This window comes from Ruegeria sp. P8 (assembly GCF_056534665.1).
Map to the genome: position 1 here is coordinate 164,017 of NZ_JBQERC010000004.1, position 15,960 is coordinate 179,976.

The following is a 15,960-nucleotide window of genomic DNA, read 5'->3' on the forward strand; positions in this document are numbered from 1 at the left end:
GTATGGCGACCATATCGCCCGCTGCTGATTTTGCACCCGTCGCAGCCCCGGCTGCGGCCCCCGCCCGCACGCGTGACCCGCGACTGGATTTCTATCGCGGCATCGCGATGTTCATCATCCTGATCGCCCACATTCCCAATGATCCTTGGGCGAATTGGATCCCGGCGCGCTTTGGGTATTCGGACGCAACCGAGATTTTCGTGTTCTGTTCGGGCATGGCCTCGGCCATCGCCTTTGGCGGGGCGTTCCTGTACAAGGGCTGGTGGATGGGCACGGCCCGAGTGGCCTATCGCATCTGGCAGGTTTATTGGGCCCATATTGCCCTGTTCTTCTTTGTCGCCATGACAATGGCAGCGCTGGACCTGACCGGCGCGTTCGGGAAAACCTATGTCTCGTCCCTGAACCTTCAGCATTTCTTCAATGATCCCGCCCCGCAGATGGTGGGGATCTTTACCCTGACTTATGTACCGAACTACTTTGACATCCTTCCGATGTATCTGGTGGTACTGGCGCTGATGCCGCTCTACATCGCGCTGTACCGTGTCAGTTTCTGGCTGATGGCGGCTGCATCTGTGACCATCTGGTGCATCACTCAGACCGGCGCGCTGGCCCTTCCGGCCGAGCCTTGGTCGGATCGGCAATGGTTTTTCAACCCGTTTGGCTGGCAATTGCTGTTCTTCACCGGATTTGCCTTGATGCGCGGATGGATTCCCGCTCCACCGGTATCGAAATCTCTGGTCTGGGCGGCTGCCTTGTTCCTGATCCTGTCAGCTCCGTTTGGGTCTTGGAAGGTCTTCCTCTGGGTTAACAGCGCTGCGCCTGAGTTGGGCGCTGCGATCCGACAGATCTGGCCACTGACCGACGAATTGCGCGACAAGACCGAGTTTGGCGCGCTGCGATATGTCCATTTTCTGTCACTGGCCTATCTGGGCTGGGTCGCGGCTGGCGAACATGGTCACCGCCTGATTGCGACGGGCCACAGCATGGGTGCGCGCGTCTGGCAATTCCTGCTGACGGTCATCACCAAAGTCGGTCAGCAATCCCTTGCGGTGTTTGTATTTTCCATGGCAGCAGCACGACTTATCGGCGTTGCCCTCGATCAAGCTGGGCGGGATGTTGCCACCGTCTTTGTCGCCAACATAATTGGCTTTGCCATGATCATCGGCGTGGCCTATCTGGCAGCTTGGTTCAAGTCTCAACCCTGGAAATTGAAGAGATGAATTTCACCCGTCGCGCATTCCTAGTCTCGACGACTGCCTTGGCCTTTGCCCCATCGACCTATGCGACCGGGGGCGCAGTCCCCTTTGACCGCGACCACGTGATCGAACTGGCCCGCGAACTGGCCAGCCGCCCCTATGCGGAACGCGAAATGGTTCCACAAGAATGGCAGGATCTGACTTACGAACAATATCGCTCGATCCGTTTTCGACTGGACCGGGCGTTGTGGTACGAAACCGAAACGCCATTCAACGTCGATTTCTTCACACCGGGCCTGTATTTCCCCCGGACCGTCAAGGTGGAAACGGTCGAAAATGGCATGACAACACCAGTCGATTTCGATCTGGGGATGTTCGACAAATCCGAAGATGTGCCGCAATTGCCCATCGACGAGACGCTGGGCTTTTCAGGCCTGCGGCTGCGGACCGAGATGCACCGCCCCGGCAAGACGGATGAGTTCTGCGTCTGGCAGGGTGCCAGCTATTTCCGCGCTATTGGTCTGGACGAGGTCTACGGTCTGTCGGCACGCGGTCTCGCCCTGAAAACAGGCGACCCGGATGGCGAGGAATTTCCTGAGTTCATCCGTTTCTGGCTGGAGCGCCCCAAGCCCGGCCATCGGAATATGGTCGTACATGCGCTGATGGACAGTCCCAGCGTGACTGGGGCCTATCGCTTCAATGTCACGGCGGGGGCGGATTGCATTATCGACGTCGAGGCCACGCTGTTTCCCCGCGAAGACCTACCTCATGTAGGTATCGCGCCGGGCACCTCGATGTTTCTGTTCGACCAGACCAACCACAGCCGGTTCGACGATTTCCGTCCGGCCGTCCATGACAGCGACGGGCTGTTGATCCGCAATGGCGCGGGCGAGGTGTTGTGGCGTCCACTGGCAAACCCGGCCCGCCTGCAAATATCGTCTTTCGTTGACGAGAACCCGCGCGGCTTCGGGCTGATGCAGCGCAAGCGCGAGTTTTCGGACTATGCCGACCTTGAGGCGAATTATCACAAGCGCCCGGGCCTGTGGGTCGAGCCTAAGGAAGAGTGGGGCAAAGGCACCGTTACACTGGTCGAGATACCGGCCGATCAGGAAATCTATGACAACATCGTCGCCTATTGGCGTCCGGCAGAGCCCTATGCGGCAGGCAGTCGGGTTGACCTGTCCTATCGTCTGATCTGGGGTGAGGAGCCTCAGCGCACTCCGATGCCACGGGTGACCAACACCGCCATGGGCGAAAACACCTTCGGTGAGGGGCGTTTGGCCGTCATCGATTTCGAAGGCAGCGATTTGTTCGATGATATCGAGGCGATCAGTGTCTTCGTGGATTCCCCTCATGCCGAAACCTCGGACGGTGTTCTGCAACGCAACCCGGATACGGGTGGATTGCGTCTGGCGTTTTCGTTCCAGCCTGATGGGCGCGATCATGTCGAATTGCGCGCGCAACTGCTGAAAGACAAACAGCCTGCCTCTGAGGTGTGGCTTTACCGATGGACCATATGAACCGCGGTCTGCATATCATGCCGCCCGAGGCACCTCTGGCGATGCCCACGCAGAATTTCAGCGTTGGGTTCCACGATGCTGATGCCCCGTCGGGCACAGACACGGGCGCGACTGGATTTTGGCGCGCGCTTGCGTTTTCACCGGCGATGGTAGCGACATTGGGCCTGCTTTGGATCATGAGCGACTGGTTCAGCGCCCAGGGGATCAATCTGATCGAGGGCATCCTGTTGGCGCTTATCTCGTTCAACTTCTTCTGGATTTCGTTCACGGTCTGCACCGTTCTGCTGGGTATGGTTTCGCTGTCGAGACAGGATCGTCCGCAGCGCAAACGCACAGCACAGCCCCTGCGCGTTGCCCTTTTGACACCGGTATACAACGAAGTGCCATGGAACGTGCTGGGCAACGCCCGCACCATGCTTGAAGATTTGCAGGCACGCGGTGGGCAGCATCACTATGCCATGTTCATCCTGTCCGACACACGCGACCCTGAAATCGCGGCACAGGAACAAGCCAGCGTCGAAGCCCTGCGCACCACGCTCGCCCCGGGGCTGGAGTTGTATTACCGCCGCCGCGAGCAGAACACCGACCGCAAGGTGGGTAACATCGCCGACTGGGTCAGTCGCTGGGGCGCAGACTGGGACGCGATGCTGGTTCTGGATGCGGACAGCCTTATGACCGGTCGCGCCATACATCGGCTGACCGATGCGCTGGCGCGTGATCCCGGTGCCGGGCTGATCCAGAGCTATCCGCAACTGATCGGCGCGCAATCGGTTTTTGCCCGTATGCAACAATTCGCCAATGGGGTCTATGGCATCGCCTTTGCCGAAGGGTTGGCGCGCTGGTGCGGGCAAGAGGGCAATTATTGGGGCCACAACGCCATAATCCGCACCAAGGCTTTCGCCACCAGTGCCGGACTGCCCAAGCTGCGTGCGTTCAATGGTCAGGACAAGCTGATCATGAGCCATGATTTCGTCGAGGCCGGATTGCTGCGCCGTGCCGGATGGGCGGTGCGGTTCCTGCCGCGCATTCGGGGATCTTACGAGGAAACACCCCCCACACTGATCGATCATGCGATGCGGGATCGGCGTTGGTGCCAAGGCAACCTGCAACACCTGAAACTGCTGGGCTCGACCGGATTCCGGGCCGTCTCGCGTTTTCACATGTTCCACGGTGCCGTTGGGTACTTGATGTCACCGCTGTGGTTTGCGCTGCTGTTGATGTGGGCACTGATCGGTCAGGGCAAAGACGCTTCTGTCCTGCACTACTTCAGCCCCGATAATCCGCTGTTCCCGCAATGGCCGGAAATGTCTGAAACCCGGCACGTTCTGATCATTCTCGTGATGTATGCAATGCTGCTGGCACCCAAGGTGCTGGGAGTTCTGGCTTTGCCGCTAAGCGGTGTACGCTATTCCGAATTCGGAGGCGGCCTCAAGTTCCTGACCTCGTTTCTGGCCGAAGTCATTCTGTCGATCCTGTATGCGCCAATCCTTATGGTGCAACAAATGATCGCCGTTTTCCGGACAGCACTTGGCATTCAGCGGGGCTGGTCGCCACAAGCACGCGACGGTGGCAGTTACGGATTGCGCACGCTGATCCTGTGTCACGCATTGGAAACCGTCAGTGGCATAGCCTTGAGTGTTGGTATCCTGTCCGGGCTGGTCTCGATCTGGCTGGCTCCGATTGCCATCAGTCTCGCCCTTGCCATTCCGCTATCGGCACTCAGCGGTGTTTCGGCCGGTGCCGCACGCCGGATGGTCGGAATGCGCGAGGATTTCCGCGAACCTGCCATCACCCGGTCGGCCCGCCGTTACCGAGCCGAGCTGAAGCAACTGGTTGAAGGCAAGATCAACATGACCCCGGCAGAGTGATCAGCTGCCGGGAAGCCCTTCGTACCAATCCACGACCATATCAGCCCAACCGGCTGGAACTGTATGACCGCCCGGGAACAAGGCAAACTCCAGCGCGCTGCCTTTGGCACAGGTGGTCCAGCGGCGGCGCATAAAATTCCCCGTTGTGCTAAAGCCGGCCGGTTTGTGATCGACGCAGCCATTTGCCTCGCGCCAGATTTCGAGCCCGGCATAGATATCGCCCTGCCGAAACCGGCCACCGCCCAGTACGCGCCCCTCAAGCGGTACCACGTTGTCCGTCCAGCCATGGGTATGAAACATCCGGATCGGACCCTTGCAGGTTTCCGGGTGTGGCCTCCAGAATCCTCCGGACACCGGAACATATGCCGAAAATGTCTCGGGCGCCTTGCAGGCGAGATAGTTGACCATAAAGCCACCAGCCGAAAACCCGCCCAGCATGACCCGGTCCGCATTGATTCCGAACCGGTTTTCCGCGTCCTGAACCACTTCGGACAGAAAGGCGGTTTCATCCCGTTCGCCAAATCCAGGATAGAAATTCCAGCTTTTTGTGCCACCACGGTCGGGCCTCTCCAAGCCTTCCGGAGCCATGACAGCATAACCCCGCGCCAGCAGAGGTTCGACCATCCCGCGATTTCGCATCGTGCCTGAACCACTGCCGCCATACCCGTGCAGGAACACCACCAATGGCGGGTTTTCTGTGTCGGGCAATTCGATGTGATACGCGCCCATCGGCGTCTCGCAAACGCTCTGTTGATCGGCGCAGCCCGCCTGGACCGTCTGCGCGACAAAGGCAAAGATTGCTGCAAGACTGATTTCCCTGATCATCCCGCATCCTCAATGAATCTGCGAACCGGCAAACCGGCCCTTACCCATCCTGGCCCGGCCGCCGAGCCCAACATACCCTCGGGTACGTCGATGATATTTGTGAATCCGGCTTCAATCAAACGATTGCTGAGGCGCGCGGACCGCACCCCACGGGCGCAGATCAGCGCCACGGGAACAGCCTGATCACCACCGGTCATTTGTGTCAGAACGTCGACGAAATCTTCGCGCCGCATGTCCAGCGGTACCGCGCCCTCGCCAATTCCCGAGGCGCGCCATTCGCGCGGTGTGCGGATATCAACCAGCAGAACGCGCCCGTCCGCGGCCTGCTCATGGGCGTCGGCCACACTGATCCGGCCACCGCTGTGATCTTCAGGGATCAGTCTGTATTGCCTGATCGCAAACCCGGCAGCAATCGCGGCACCGCCACCAATCAATAGCCACCGTCGGGATCGGTTCGTTTTTTCGGCCACGCCTCAGCCTCCTGTTCGCTGATGCTGGTTCTAGCACAACCACACAGCAAGTTGCGCGGTGAAACACAGCTCGCAGATCAAGATCGCGTCATTAATGCGCAGCGCCGCCAATGCCTTGGTGATCCGTTGGAGCCCGGCAAAAAAGTTGCCATCTCTGGACAGTCGGCAAAATATCCTTACAAAATTGACCTCACCCTGACCGCCCAGACCGGAGTATCGCACTTGTCCCTATTCCTTATTGCGGCCCTTCCCTTCCTTGGTGCTGTATTTCCCGCACTGCTGATCCGCGCGGGCCGAAATGCCGCCGCATCCGCAGCCGGGTTGACCACATTTCTGGCCCTGATGGGGCTGCTGATCCACATCCCTTCGGTCATGCGCGGAGACGTCGTGACTGCCCGGTTTGACTGGATACCGAGGTTGGGCCTGAACGCGAATTTCATGCTGGACGGGCTGGGATTTCTTTTCGCCTTGCTGATCCTTGGCATTGGATTGCTCATCATCCTCTACGCACGGTTCTACCTGTCGCGCGAAGATCCGATGGGGCAGTTCTATACCTATCTGCTGCTGTTTCAGGGGGCGATGGTTGGTATTGTCCTGTCCGACAATATCCTACTTTTGATTGTTTTCTGGGAACTTACATCGCTCAGCTCATTCCTGCTGATCGGCTATTGGAAACACCTGCCCGATGGCCGTCAGGGCGCGCGCATGGCTTTGGCCGTCACCGGCTCGGGCGGGTTGGCGATGATCGCCGGGATGCTGATCCTCGGCAATATCGTTGGATCCTATGACCTGAGTGTCATTTTGCAGAACAAGGAGCTGATCCAGGCGTCCCCCTACTACCTGCCAGCGTTGATCCTGATCCTGCTGGGCGCCTTCACCAAGTCGGCACAGTTCCCGTTTCACTTCTGGCTGCCCCACGCAATGGCCGCGCCGACGCCGGTGTCTGCCTATCTGCACTCGGCCACCATGGTGAAAGCCGGTCTGTTCCTGATGGCGCGGATGTGGCCTGTTCTGGCAGGAACAGATGCGTGGTTCTACATCGTGGCCACGACTGGTCTGATCACCATGCTGCTGGGTGCGGTCATCGCGCTGTTCAAGGATGATCTAAAGGCGTTGCTGGCCTTTTCGACTGTATCCCATCTGGGCCTGATCACCATGCTATTGGGCTTTGGCACTAAAATTGCCGCCGTGGCCGCCATTTTCCACATAATCAACCATGCGACCTTCAAGGCCGCCCTGTTCATGACCGCCGGGATCGTGGATCACGAAACCGGCACGCGGAACCTGAAACGGCTGGGGGGTCTGCGTCACCTGATGCCGATCACCTTCACCATCGGCACCATCGCGGCCCTGTCCATGGCGGGTCTGCCGCCGCTGAACGGCTTTTTGTCGAAAGAGATGATGCTGGAAGAGACCGTTCACACCACTTGGTTGCATTCACATTATCTGGTTCCGGGGCTGGCACTTTTGGCAGCGCTGTTCTCGGCCGCTTATTCTTTCCGCTTCGTCAGCCATGTTTTCCTTGGACCCAAGCGAGAAGACTATCCCAGCCATCCGCATGACCCGCCTGTCGGGCTGTGGCTGGCGCCCGCACTGCTGGTTGTACTGGTCGTCCTGATCGGTCTGAATTCCGCCGCGATCGTTGGCCCCCTGATCGCCGTGGTTTCCAGCGCGGTGATAGGCGGCGAGAAGCTGCCGTATTACTCGCTCAAACTGTGGCATGGCTTCACGCCCGCACTTTACATGTCGGTTGTTGCGACATTGGGTGGCCTGTTCCTGCTGGCGCTGCACAAACGCGGCGAGCAGGTCTGGAATGCCCTGCCCCGGCCCGAGGCCAAGGTAATCTTTGAGGCGATCATCGACGCGCTGACCAGGCTAAGCCGCTGGATCACCGATGAGATGCATAACGGTGTTCTCAGCCGCTATGCGATCATCTTCGTGGCCTTCACCGTGGGCCTTGGTTATTACGCCTATTCGACAGGAACCATCGGCTTGGAAACCCGCGTTCCGCTGCCAGCGCAGATCATTCCGATCATCGGCTGGATTTGTCTGGTGGGCGCAACGCTTGGTATCATGTGGTTCCACCGGAACCGCCTGTTGTCGCTGGTGTTGATCGGCGTCGTGGGCCTGATCGTTTCCATCGCGTTCAACTATCTTTCCGCTCCGGACCTTGCCCTGACGCAAATCTCGGTCGAGGTGGTAACGATGATCTTGTTGCTGCTGTCGCTGAACTTCCTGCCGACCGAGACGCCATGGGACAGCAGCGCAGCGCGGCGATGGCGGGATGCCGCGATTTCCGTCGTTGCCGGTCTTGGCACCGGCGCGCTGGTCTACGCGATGATGATGCGCGATTTTGCATTTCCAACGATTTCAGAGTTCCATCTGGCCAATTCCTATAAGGGCGGTGGCGGCACCAATGTGGTCAACGTGATCCTGGTCGACTTCCGGGGTTTTGATACGTTTGGAGAGATCATCGTGCTGGGCATTGCCGCGCTGATTATCTTTGCGCTGACGGAATCCGTGCTAAGCACCAATGTCCGCAGTTACCTGCTGAATCGCAAACCGCACTGGCCCCAGTCCGGTGATTCACACCCGCTGATGATGGTTGTGGCGACCCGCGTGATGATGCCGATTGCGCTGATGGTCGGAGCCTATATTTTCTTCCGTGGGCACAACCAGCCCGGCGGCGGATTTATCGCTGGGCTGATCGTCGCCATCGCCTATCTGATGCAATACATGGCCAGCGGCTATACTTGGGCGATTGAGCGGCAGCGGTTTTATTACCACGGCACCATTGGCTGGGGCGTGCTGATCGCCGCTGCCACGGGGCTGGGGGCCTGGTTCAATGAACGCCCCTTCCTGACCAGTGATTTTGGCTATCTCCACTGGCCCCCGCTTGAGGAATTCGAATGGGCCACCGCCATGCTGTTTGACACGGGCGTGTTCCTTGCGGTTCTGGGTGCGGTCATGCTGGCACTCGACAGCCTGTCCCGCTTTGCGTGGCAGCCCGGAATGGCACAGGAATTCCCGATGGATATCAATCCCCTGCGGGACTCTCCACCGGAACAAGAACAAGAGAAGGAGCAGGCCTGATGGAAGCGCTCGTAGCCTCTGCCGTCGGTATATTGACCGCTGCCGGAATATTCCTGATCCTGCGCCGCCGGACGTTTCCGGTCATTCTGGGCCTGTCGCTGATCACTTACGCGGTCAACGTGTTCCTGTTCGCGACCGGGCGTCTTGCGCTGAACGCCCCCCCGGTTCTGAACAAATACAAGGACGTCGCTTACACCGATCCTCTGCCACAGGCGCTGGTGCTGACCGCAATTGTGATTTCCTTTGGAATGACCGCGGTGATCGTGATGATCTCGCTCAGCGCGTACCTGTCCTCCAAGGATGACCATATCGACATGACAGCGCAGGACAGCGTGGACGCAGCAGGAGAAGACGCATGAACCACTGGATCGTTGCGCCGATCGTCCTGCCCGCGATCCTGGCTCCGTTTAGCATCATGGTCCTGCGATACCATCTGGATCTGCAGCGCATCTTTTCGGTCGCCGGTGTTGTGGCCTTGCTTGGGATTGCGCTGACAATCACAGCGCAGGCTTCGGGCGGAGATATTCAGGTTTACGAGCTTGGAAACTGGCCCGCCCCGTTTGGCATTGTCATGGTGCTGGATCGAATGTCAGCTATGATGGTTTTGCTGACAGCTCTGCTTGCCTTGCCGATTGTGCTTTATGCCATTGCAACAGGCTGGGATGATCGGGGCAAACACTTCCACGCCCTGTTCCATTTTCAGCTTATGGGTGTCTGCGGCGCATTCCTGACCGGAGATGCCTTTAACCTTTTCGTGTTTTTCGAAGTTCTGCTGATCGCCTCTTATGGCCTGATGACCCATGGTGGCGGTGCGGTGCGATTGAAGGCGGGTGTGCAATATGTGGCTTACAACCTGTTGGGATCGACTTTGTTCCTGTTTGCGTTGGGCACGATCTATGGCGTGACCGGGACACTGAACATGGCGGATATCGCCATAAGGGTTGCCGAAATCCCGACCGAGGATACGGCATTGTTGCGGGTTGGCGCAGTCCTTTTGTTGCTGGTCTTTTGCATCAAGGCCGCCGTTCTGCCCCTGCATTTCTGGCTACCTGCCAGCTATGCCAATGCGCCAATGCCCGTCGCGGCCCTGTTTGCAATCATGACCAAGGTCGGGGCTTACTCGATTCTGCGGATGTTCACATTGGCCTTTGGCCCCGATGTCGCAGCGACAGAAGGTCTGGTGGGTGAGTGGTTGCAACCTGCTGCACTTGTCACTTTGGCTGTCGGGGCTATCGGCATTCTGGGGTCAAAACATATCGCCCGCATGGTGGCGTTCTGCGCGATTGCATCCATGGGCACCCTGTTGATCGCGATCTCGCAATTTACGCCTGATGCGACAGCCGCGGCGCTGTACTATGTGTTCCATTCGACGCTGGCGACAGCCCTGCTGTTCCTGGTTGCCGATCTGGTGATGGCGCGGCGCGGCGGGGCCATCGCACCAACGCCACCCATGCCGCAAAGCGGGCTGGTGTCTGCACTGTTCTTCGTGGGGGCGATTGCGATGGCGGGAATGCCGCCCTTGTCCGGCTTTATAGGCAAGCTGCTTGTGCTGGACGCCTCGCGCGATGCTTCGGATGCCACGGCGGTCTGGGCCGTGATTCTGATCAGCTCATTCGTCACAATAATTGGCTTGGCCCGAGCCGGAACTTTGATTTTCTGGAAAAGCTACGACACTCAGGCTGTTCCGATAGCTGAACCAGCGGAAAATGAAGCTGCCCCCGCACCGGTCGCACCTGAACCAAAACCCGGTCTGGCCTTTACTGCCGTGTTTGGCGCCGTAGCCGGCCTGATCCTGCTGACATTGTTCGCGGGCCCAGCGCTGGAATATACAAGCCAAACCGCAGAGCAGCTGTTCACGCCTGAAAACTACATCTCTGCCGTATTGGGAGGGACCGAATGATGAAACTGCTACACCGGATATTTCCGCACCCTCACCTGACCATTTTGTTGACGATCGTCTGGATCCTGCTGGCGAACAAGCCGTCGCTGAATTCTCTGGTCTTTGGCCTGATCCTTGGGATCATCATTCCCTTTGTCACACAACCCTACTGGCCCGACAGGCCCAAGCTGCGCAACTGGCCAATGGTCGCCGAGTACATGATCGTAGTGCTGTGGGATATTGTCGTCGCGAATGTGACCGTGGCCCGCATCGTCCTGTTCAAACGCAATGAAGACCGGCGGCCCAACTGGGTGTGCATTCCACTGGAGCTTCGGACACCCGAGGCCATAACCGTGCTGGCCGGGACCATCACGATGACACCCGGCACCGTCAGTTGCGACCTGTCGGCACAGGGGCACAATCTGCTGGTCCATTGCCTGGATGCACCAAACCCGGATCAGGTGCGCGACGAAATCAAGCAGCGCTATGAACGTCGCCTGAAGGAGATTTTCGAATGATCGAATACGCTATCTACTTTGCATTTGCCTGTTTTGGCGCGGCGATCATGATGTGTCTGTGGCGGATCATCACCGCAGACGGCGTTGGAACCCGGGTTCTGGCTCTGGATACAATGGTCATCAACACGATTGCCCTGATGATCCTTTATGGCCTGTCGAAAGGGACCGAGATTTTCTTTGAAGCGGCCATGATCATCGCGATGCTGGGTTTCGTCTCAACCGTGGCATATGCGCGCTTCATGCTGCGCGGCAACATCATCGAATGAGGGCGATATGACATTCATTGCAGAGCTGCTGATTGCCGTTTTCCTGATAGTCTCGGGTATCTTTGGGTTTGTCGGGTCCTTCGGCATGATCAAGCTGAATGACCCTATGTCCCGCCTTCACGCGCCGACCAAGGCGACAACTTTAGGCGTGGGTGGGGTGTTGCTGGCTTCGATCACCCATTCCGTTCTGCTGGAAGGCAAACTGTCGCTGCACGAGCTTCTGATCACGCTGTTTTTATTCCTGACGGCTCCGATCACGGCCCTGTTCATTGCAAAATGGCACATTCACCGTCATGAACTGCCCAGTGACCTGCCCGATGCTGGCGAGGATGAGCTTTGGGCCACCCACGCGGTCGAGCAGGTCGAGGATGTTCCGGACCACAGCGCGAATTAACTCAAATGCACACATCTCCGCTGCCCCTGACCCGTGATCTGGTTTTAATTGGCGGCGGCCACACCCATGCCCTGCTGCTGCGCAAATGGGGAATGAGCCCTTTGCCCGGCGCCCGGGTAACCGTGATCAACCCCGGCCCCACCGCCCCCTATTCCGGGATGTTGCCCGGATATGTCGCCGGACATTACGACCGGTGGGAGCTGGATATCGATCTTGTCAGACTGGCCCGTTTCGCAGGCGCGCGGGTGATCTTGGGCACGGTCAATGGCATCGATACCGAAACACACGAAGTGCACGTCCCTGGGCATCCTCCGGTAGGCTTCGACGTGGCTTCGGTCAATGTAGGGATCACGTCCGACATGCCCGCCCTGCCGGGCTTTGCGGAACATGCAGTGCCAGCCAAGCCGCTGGGACCTTTTGCTGCGAAATGGGCCGAGTATCTAAAGGGTCAAGGCCCGGCCTCGGTCGCTGTGATCGGTGGCGGCGTCGCGGGTGTCGAACTGGTCATGGCGATGGCGCACGCGTTGAAGGCCAGGGGGCGGGCAGCACAGATTACCCTGATCGATAGTGCCTCGGCCCTGACTGCAACCAAACCCAAGGCGGCGGCAACAATCCGGATTGCAATGCACGACCTTGGTGTAGAGGTGATTGAAAACGCGGTGATCACCCGGATCGGGCAAGATCACGTGGAACTAAAGGACGGGCGCACAATTCCGGCTGGTTTCGTGACCGGTGCCGCCGGAGCCCGCGCCTATGACTGGATCGCAAACACAGGGCTTGACCTTCAGGACGGATACATCCGCGTGAACGGCTACCTGCAATCCAGTGATCCGGCTGTGTTTGCCGCCGGGGATTGCGCCCATCTTACGGACAACCCCAGTCCGAAGGCTGGTGTCTATGCGGTGCGCGAAGCGCCGGTTTTGTACGATAATTTTCGCGCAGCGCTCGGCGCGGGACAGATGCGAAAATACACACCGCAAAAAGATTATCTCAAACTGATCTCACTGGGTGGCAAGTCAGCACTGGCCGAGCGTTTGGGAACATCGTTCAGCGGCCCGTTGATGTGGACATGGAAGAACCATATCGACCAGACCTTTATGAACAAGTTTCGCGACCTGCCGCAAATGACACCGCCCGCCCTGCCACGCGTCCGGGCAACCGGGCTTGATGAGGTTTTGGGTGAAAAGCCCATGTGCGGCGGATGTGGAGCAAAGGTCGGGCGCGACGCATTGCAACTCGCCCTGAAATCCCTCCCCGCCCCTGCTCGTACCGACATCACCGCCCTACCCGGCGACGATGCCGCGCTTTTGCAAACGGGCGGGGCGCAGCAAGTCATGACGTCTGACCACCTGCGGGCTTTCACCAACGATCCCGCACTTATGACGCGGATCGCTGCCGTTCACGCTCTGGGGGATATCTGGGCCATGGGGGCCGCACCTCAGGCGGCCACGGCAACAATCATCCTGCCGCGCATGTCTGCGGCCCTGCAAAGCCGCACAATGTCCGAAATCATGTCAGTCGCGAGTGACGTCATGCGGGCTGCGGGCGCGGAAATCGTGGGCGGGCACAGCTCAATGGGCGATGAGATGACTGTCGGTTTCACGCTGACTGGCCTGTGCAAGGCTACCCCGATTACATTGGCGGGTGGTCAGCCGGGGGATCGCCTGATCCTGACCAAACCCTTGGGAAGCGGTGTTCTGATGGCGGCGGAAATGACTGGTCTTGCCGAAGGGGCCTGGGTCGCGGCAGCCTACAAACACATGACACAGCCCCAGGGCGATGCAGCCCGCATTTTGGCCAACGCCCATGCGATGACCGACGTGACCGGGTTTGGTCTGGCCGGGCATCTGCAAGGCATCTGCGACGTATCGCATTGCGGCGCTACGCTTGAACTGGACGCGGTAAAGGTGATGGACGGCGCGCTTGCGCTGACGGATCAGGGGGTCCGGTCAACGATTTTTGCCGACAACAACGCGATTGCGCCCGATCTTCCGTCCGGGGGCAAGGCGGCGCTGCTTTTTGACCCGCAAACAGCCGGGGGTTTGCTGGCCGCCGTGAATGCGAAGGACGCCGAAACCCTTCTGCAAGATCTTCTGGACGCGGGATATACGGCAATGATCATTGGCCAGCTGACCGACACACCGGGTTTGCGCCTTCAAAGCTGATCCAGAAGGCCTTCAATTTGCGCGGCCGCGTTGCTCAGCCCCGTGTTGTCCAAAGTTTCCACATCAAGACTGGCCAACACTTGCACCGGGCGGGATTGCCGGGATTTGGTGTATGCGGGATCATAATGCTGTTCCATCAAGGCCCGTGTCAGCGCCTGTTTTTGACCCGCATCAATCAATCGCAGCCATCCGTCCACGACCTCATGCCCGCGATGGAACCGCAGCGGTGACAACCGGTCACGCAAACGGTCACTGTCAGACAGGATGTCGTTATAAGCCCGCACCAGATAGGCCGAACGTGCTTCAATCGAAGCCGTGATGTTCACACGCGGAGCCTTGCACAACGCGTTCCAAAGGCTGGGTGGCAGGATCAAGCTGCCAATTTTGGATGATTCCGCTTCGACCACGACTGGACGCACCGGATCCATTGAACACAGCGCAGCAGACAGGGCAGATTCAAACCCCTTCTGACTGGGCTGCCCCCCCGGCCTTTCGCCCAGCAAGGACCCGCGATGGTTGGCCAGCGCTTCAAGATCCAGAACCTGTACGCCTCGTGCCTGCAACACAGCCAAAAGATCGGTCTTTGCGGTGCCCGTGTAGCCATCCAACGCGATCAGCCGATGTGGCAAAGGATCATCGTACAAATAAGCGTTCACCAATCGACGATAGGTGCGATAGCCGCCTTCGACCACTTCGGCGCGCCAACCAATTTGTTGCAACATCCATGTGAAAGATCCGGAACGCTGTCCACCGCGCCAGCAATAGACCAAGGGGCGCCACGCTCCGTCATGATGGCTGAGGTGGTGTTCGATGTGATTGGCTGCATTGCGGAATACCAAAGCAGCGCCCAGCTTGCGCGCCAGAAAAGGACTTTCCTGTACATAAATGGTTCCGACCCGGGCGCGCTCCTCGTTGTTCAGCACTGGCAGGTTCATTGCACCCGGCAGATGATCTTCGGCAAACTCGGCAGGGCTGCGAACGTCAATCACGGTATCATAGGCGTGCGCATAAAGTTGGGTCAGGTCAGGAAAATTCAGAGCCATGCCGAAGGTCTAGCTTGCCGCGTTTCCAATGAAAAGGTCACGCGTCATAAGGTTCGATCAGATCAGGCCCGCTGGCCCGGTTCGAGTTCACCGCAGGACCGACCCGGTGGAAGGTCAGCACGTCCTCGTGCCCTGGCTGCATCAGTCGTGCGGCCCCTTTTCCGGCTTCACCCAACCATAGTGGCCAGTCTTTAGGTTCTACGATCAAGGGCATTCGCTGATGAATGACCTCAAGCCTTTTGTTGGCAGCCGTCGTCACGATTGCACAAGTGCCCTGCCGTTCGCCTTCAGGACCCCAGTCCTGCCAGACCCCGGCAAAAGCAATCGGAGCTTTGTCCTGACGGTGGATATACCAAGGCAGGCGCGTTCCCTGTTTCGTTTTTGTCCATTCATAGAACCCAGTCGCTATGATCAGGCAGCGGCGCGTCCGGCAGGCATCACGAAAGGCGGGCTTGTCCGCCAGGGTCTCGGCCCGGGCGTTGATCAGCAACGGCCCCGCTGTTTCGGTCTTGTACCAATGTGGCAGAAATCCCCAGCGCAGCGCACTCAGATGACGGCCTGTTTCGCCACTCCGCACGACATGTACCTGATTTGTCGGACAAACATTGAAATTCGGCACCACAGGTAGCGCATTTGCCGGGCGCGCCGAAAACAGCTGCGCCATCGCGTCGTTGGGAAGAGTTATTGCAAACCGTCCGCACATAGGTAATGAACCACCGATAC

At 58.7% G+C, this 15,960-nt stretch carries 14 protein-coding genes; 10 read left to right on the forward strand and 4 right to left on the reverse strand.

Features of this window, described 5'->3' with window-relative positions; all coding sequences use genetic code 11:
• Nucleotides 1-2 precede the first annotated feature (2 nt).
• The 3 genes from ACR0BZ_RS08580 to mdoH are packed head-to-tail and all read left to right on the forward strand — an operon-like array spanning nucleotide 3 to nucleotide 4,584.
• Nucleotides 3-1,220 carry an OpgC family protein gene (locus tag ACR0BZ_RS08580; protein ID WP_480919999.1) on the forward strand — a complete coding sequence of 406 codons (1,218 nt, stop codon included), beginning with the start codon at nucleotides 3-5 and terminating at the stop codon, nucleotides 1,218-1,220.
• Entirely contained in the window at nucleotides 1,217-2,716 is a 1,500-nt protein-coding gene (locus ACR0BZ_RS08585; RefSeq protein ID WP_480920000.1) for an OpgD/OpgG family glucan biosynthesis protein, read from the forward strand. The genes ACR0BZ_RS08580 and ACR0BZ_RS08585 overlap by 4 nt, the downstream gene beginning before the upstream one ends.
• Nucleotides 2,713-4,584 carry a glucans biosynthesis glucosyltransferase MdoH gene (gene mdoH / locus ACR0BZ_RS08590; RefSeq protein ID WP_480920001.1) on the forward strand — a complete coding sequence of 624 codons (1,872 nt, stop codon included), beginning with the start codon at nucleotides 2,713-2,715 and terminating at the stop codon, nucleotides 4,582-4,584. Before ACR0BZ_RS08585 ends, mdoH begins: the two co-directional genes overlap by 4 nt.
• Here mdoH and ACR0BZ_RS08595 read toward each other — a convergent pair whose 3' ends face one another.
• Together ACR0BZ_RS08595 and ACR0BZ_RS08600 are read right to left on the reverse strand one after the other, a co-directional pair.
• The gene (locus ACR0BZ_RS08595) at nucleotides 4,585-5,409 is read right to left on the reverse strand and encodes a CE1 family esterase (protein ID WP_480920002.1); all 825 of its coding nucleotides are present in this window, start codon (nucleotides 5,407-5,409) and stop codon (nucleotides 4,585-4,587) included.
• Nucleotides 5,406-5,879: a rhodanese-like domain-containing protein gene (locus tag ACR0BZ_RS08600; protein WP_480920003.1), complete on the reverse strand. Its 474-nt coding sequence runs from the start codon at nucleotides 5,877-5,879 to the stop codon at nucleotides 5,406-5,408. Before ACR0BZ_RS08600 ends, ACR0BZ_RS08595 begins: the two co-directional genes overlap by 4 nt.
• A gap of 222 nt (nucleotides 5,880-6,101) precedes the next feature.
• On the opposite strand from ACR0BZ_RS08600, the gene ACR0BZ_RS08605 reads away from it, so the two are divergent.
• From ACR0BZ_RS08605 to selD, 7 genes are read left to right on the forward strand one after another with little or no spacing between them, the layout of a single operon-like run.
• On the forward strand, nucleotides 6,102-8,972 hold the full coding sequence (locus ACR0BZ_RS08605) for a monovalent cation/H+ antiporter subunit A (RefSeq protein WP_480920004.1): 2,871 nt from the start codon (nucleotides 6,102-6,104) through the stop codon (nucleotides 8,970-8,972).
• On the forward strand, nucleotides 8,972-9,331 hold the full coding sequence (locus ACR0BZ_RS08610) for a Na+/H+ antiporter subunit C (protein ID WP_209503290.1): 360 nt from the start codon (nucleotides 8,972-8,974) through the stop codon (nucleotides 9,329-9,331). The genes ACR0BZ_RS08605 and ACR0BZ_RS08610 overlap by 1 nt, the downstream gene beginning before the upstream one ends.
• On the forward strand, nucleotides 9,328-10,872 hold the full coding sequence (locus tag ACR0BZ_RS08615; RefSeq protein WP_480920005.1) for a monovalent cation/H+ antiporter subunit D: 1,545 nt from the start codon (nucleotides 9,328-9,330) through the stop codon (nucleotides 10,870-10,872). Before ACR0BZ_RS08610 ends, ACR0BZ_RS08615 begins: the two co-directional genes overlap by 4 nt.
• Nucleotides 10,872-11,369, forward strand: coding sequence for a Na+/H+ antiporter subunit E (locus ACR0BZ_RS08620; RefSeq protein WP_209504851.1), 498 nt, complete (start codon nucleotides 10,872-10,874; stop codon nucleotides 11,367-11,369). Before ACR0BZ_RS08615 ends, ACR0BZ_RS08620 begins: the two co-directional genes overlap by 1 nt.
• On the forward strand, nucleotides 11,366-11,635 hold the full coding sequence (locus ACR0BZ_RS08625) for a K+/H+ antiporter subunit F (protein WP_209503286.1): 270 nt from the start codon (nucleotides 11,366-11,368) through the stop codon (nucleotides 11,633-11,635). The genes ACR0BZ_RS08620 and ACR0BZ_RS08625 overlap by 4 nt, the downstream gene beginning before the upstream one ends.
• Before the next feature lie 7 nt (nucleotides 11,636-11,642).
• A complete protein-coding gene (locus ACR0BZ_RS08630) occupies nucleotides 11,643-12,029 on the forward strand; it encodes a Na+/H+ antiporter subunit G (protein ID WP_267365960.1) in 387 nt (128 codons plus the stop codon).
• A gap of 5 nt (nucleotides 12,030-12,034) precedes the next feature.
• Nucleotides 12,035-14,194, forward strand: a complete 2,160-nt coding sequence (gene selD / locus ACR0BZ_RS08635; protein ID WP_480920006.1) for a selenide, water dikinase SelD — start codon at nucleotides 12,035-12,037, stop codon at nucleotides 14,192-14,194.
• Here the strand turns inward: selD and mnmH are convergent.
• Nucleotides 14,185-15,237: a tRNA 2-selenouridine(34) synthase MnmH gene (mnmH, locus tag ACR0BZ_RS08640; RefSeq protein ID WP_480920007.1), complete on the reverse strand. Its 1,053-nt coding sequence runs from the start codon at nucleotides 15,235-15,237 to the stop codon at nucleotides 14,185-14,187. The two genes, selD and mnmH, sit on opposite strands and share 10 nt — an antisense overlap.
• Before the next feature lie 37 nt (nucleotides 15,238-15,274).
• Nucleotides 15,275-15,940 carry an SOS response-associated peptidase gene (locus ACR0BZ_RS08645; protein ID WP_480920008.1) on the reverse strand — a complete coding sequence of 222 codons (666 nt, stop codon included), beginning with the start codon at nucleotides 15,938-15,940 and terminating at the stop codon, nucleotides 15,275-15,277.
• Nucleotides 15,941-15,960 lie beyond the last annotated feature (20 nt).

Coding starts and splice junctions, on each gene's coding strand:
- ACR0BZ_RS08580 (WP_480919999.1), top strand. CDS start 3: ATGGCGACCATATCGCCCGCTGCTGATTTTGCACCCGTCGCAGCCCCG.
- ACR0BZ_RS08585 (WP_480920000.1), top strand. CDS start 1,217: ATGAATTTCACCCGTCGCGCATTCCTAGTCTCGACGACTGCCTTGGCC.
- mdoH (WP_480920001.1), top strand. CDS start 2,713: ATGAACCGCGGTCTGCATATCATGCCGCCCGAGGCACCTCTGGCGATG.
- ACR0BZ_RS08595 (WP_480920002.1), bottom strand. CDS start 5,409: ATGATCAGGGAAATCAGTCTTGCAGCAATCTTTGCCTTTGTCGCGCAG.
- ACR0BZ_RS08610 (WP_209503290.1), top strand. CDS start 8,972: ATGGAAGCGCTCGTAGCCTCTGCCGTCGGTATATTGACCGCTGCCGGA.
- ACR0BZ_RS08615 (WP_480920005.1), top strand. CDS start 9,328: ATGAACCACTGGATCGTTGCGCCGATCGTCCTGCCCGCGATCCTGGCT.
- ACR0BZ_RS08620 (WP_209504851.1), top strand. CDS start 10,872: ATGAAACTGCTACACCGGATATTTCCGCACCCTCACCTGACCATTTTG.
- ACR0BZ_RS08625 (WP_209503286.1), top strand. CDS start 11,366: ATGATCGAATACGCTATCTACTTTGCATTTGCCTGTTTTGGCGCGGCG.
- ACR0BZ_RS08630 (WP_267365960.1), top strand. CDS start 11,643: ATGACATTCATTGCAGAGCTGCTGATTGCCGTTTTCCTGATAGTCTCG.
- selD (WP_480920006.1), top strand. CDS start 12,035: ATGCACACATCTCCGCTGCCCCTGACCCGTGATCTGGTTTTAATTGGC.
- mnmH (WP_480920007.1), bottom strand. CDS start 15,237: ATGGCTCTGAATTTTCCTGACCTGACCCAACTTTATGCGCACGCCTAT.
- ACR0BZ_RS08645 (WP_480920008.1), bottom strand. CDS start 15,940: ATGTGCGGACGGTTTGCAATAACTCTTCCCAACGACGCGATGGCGCAG.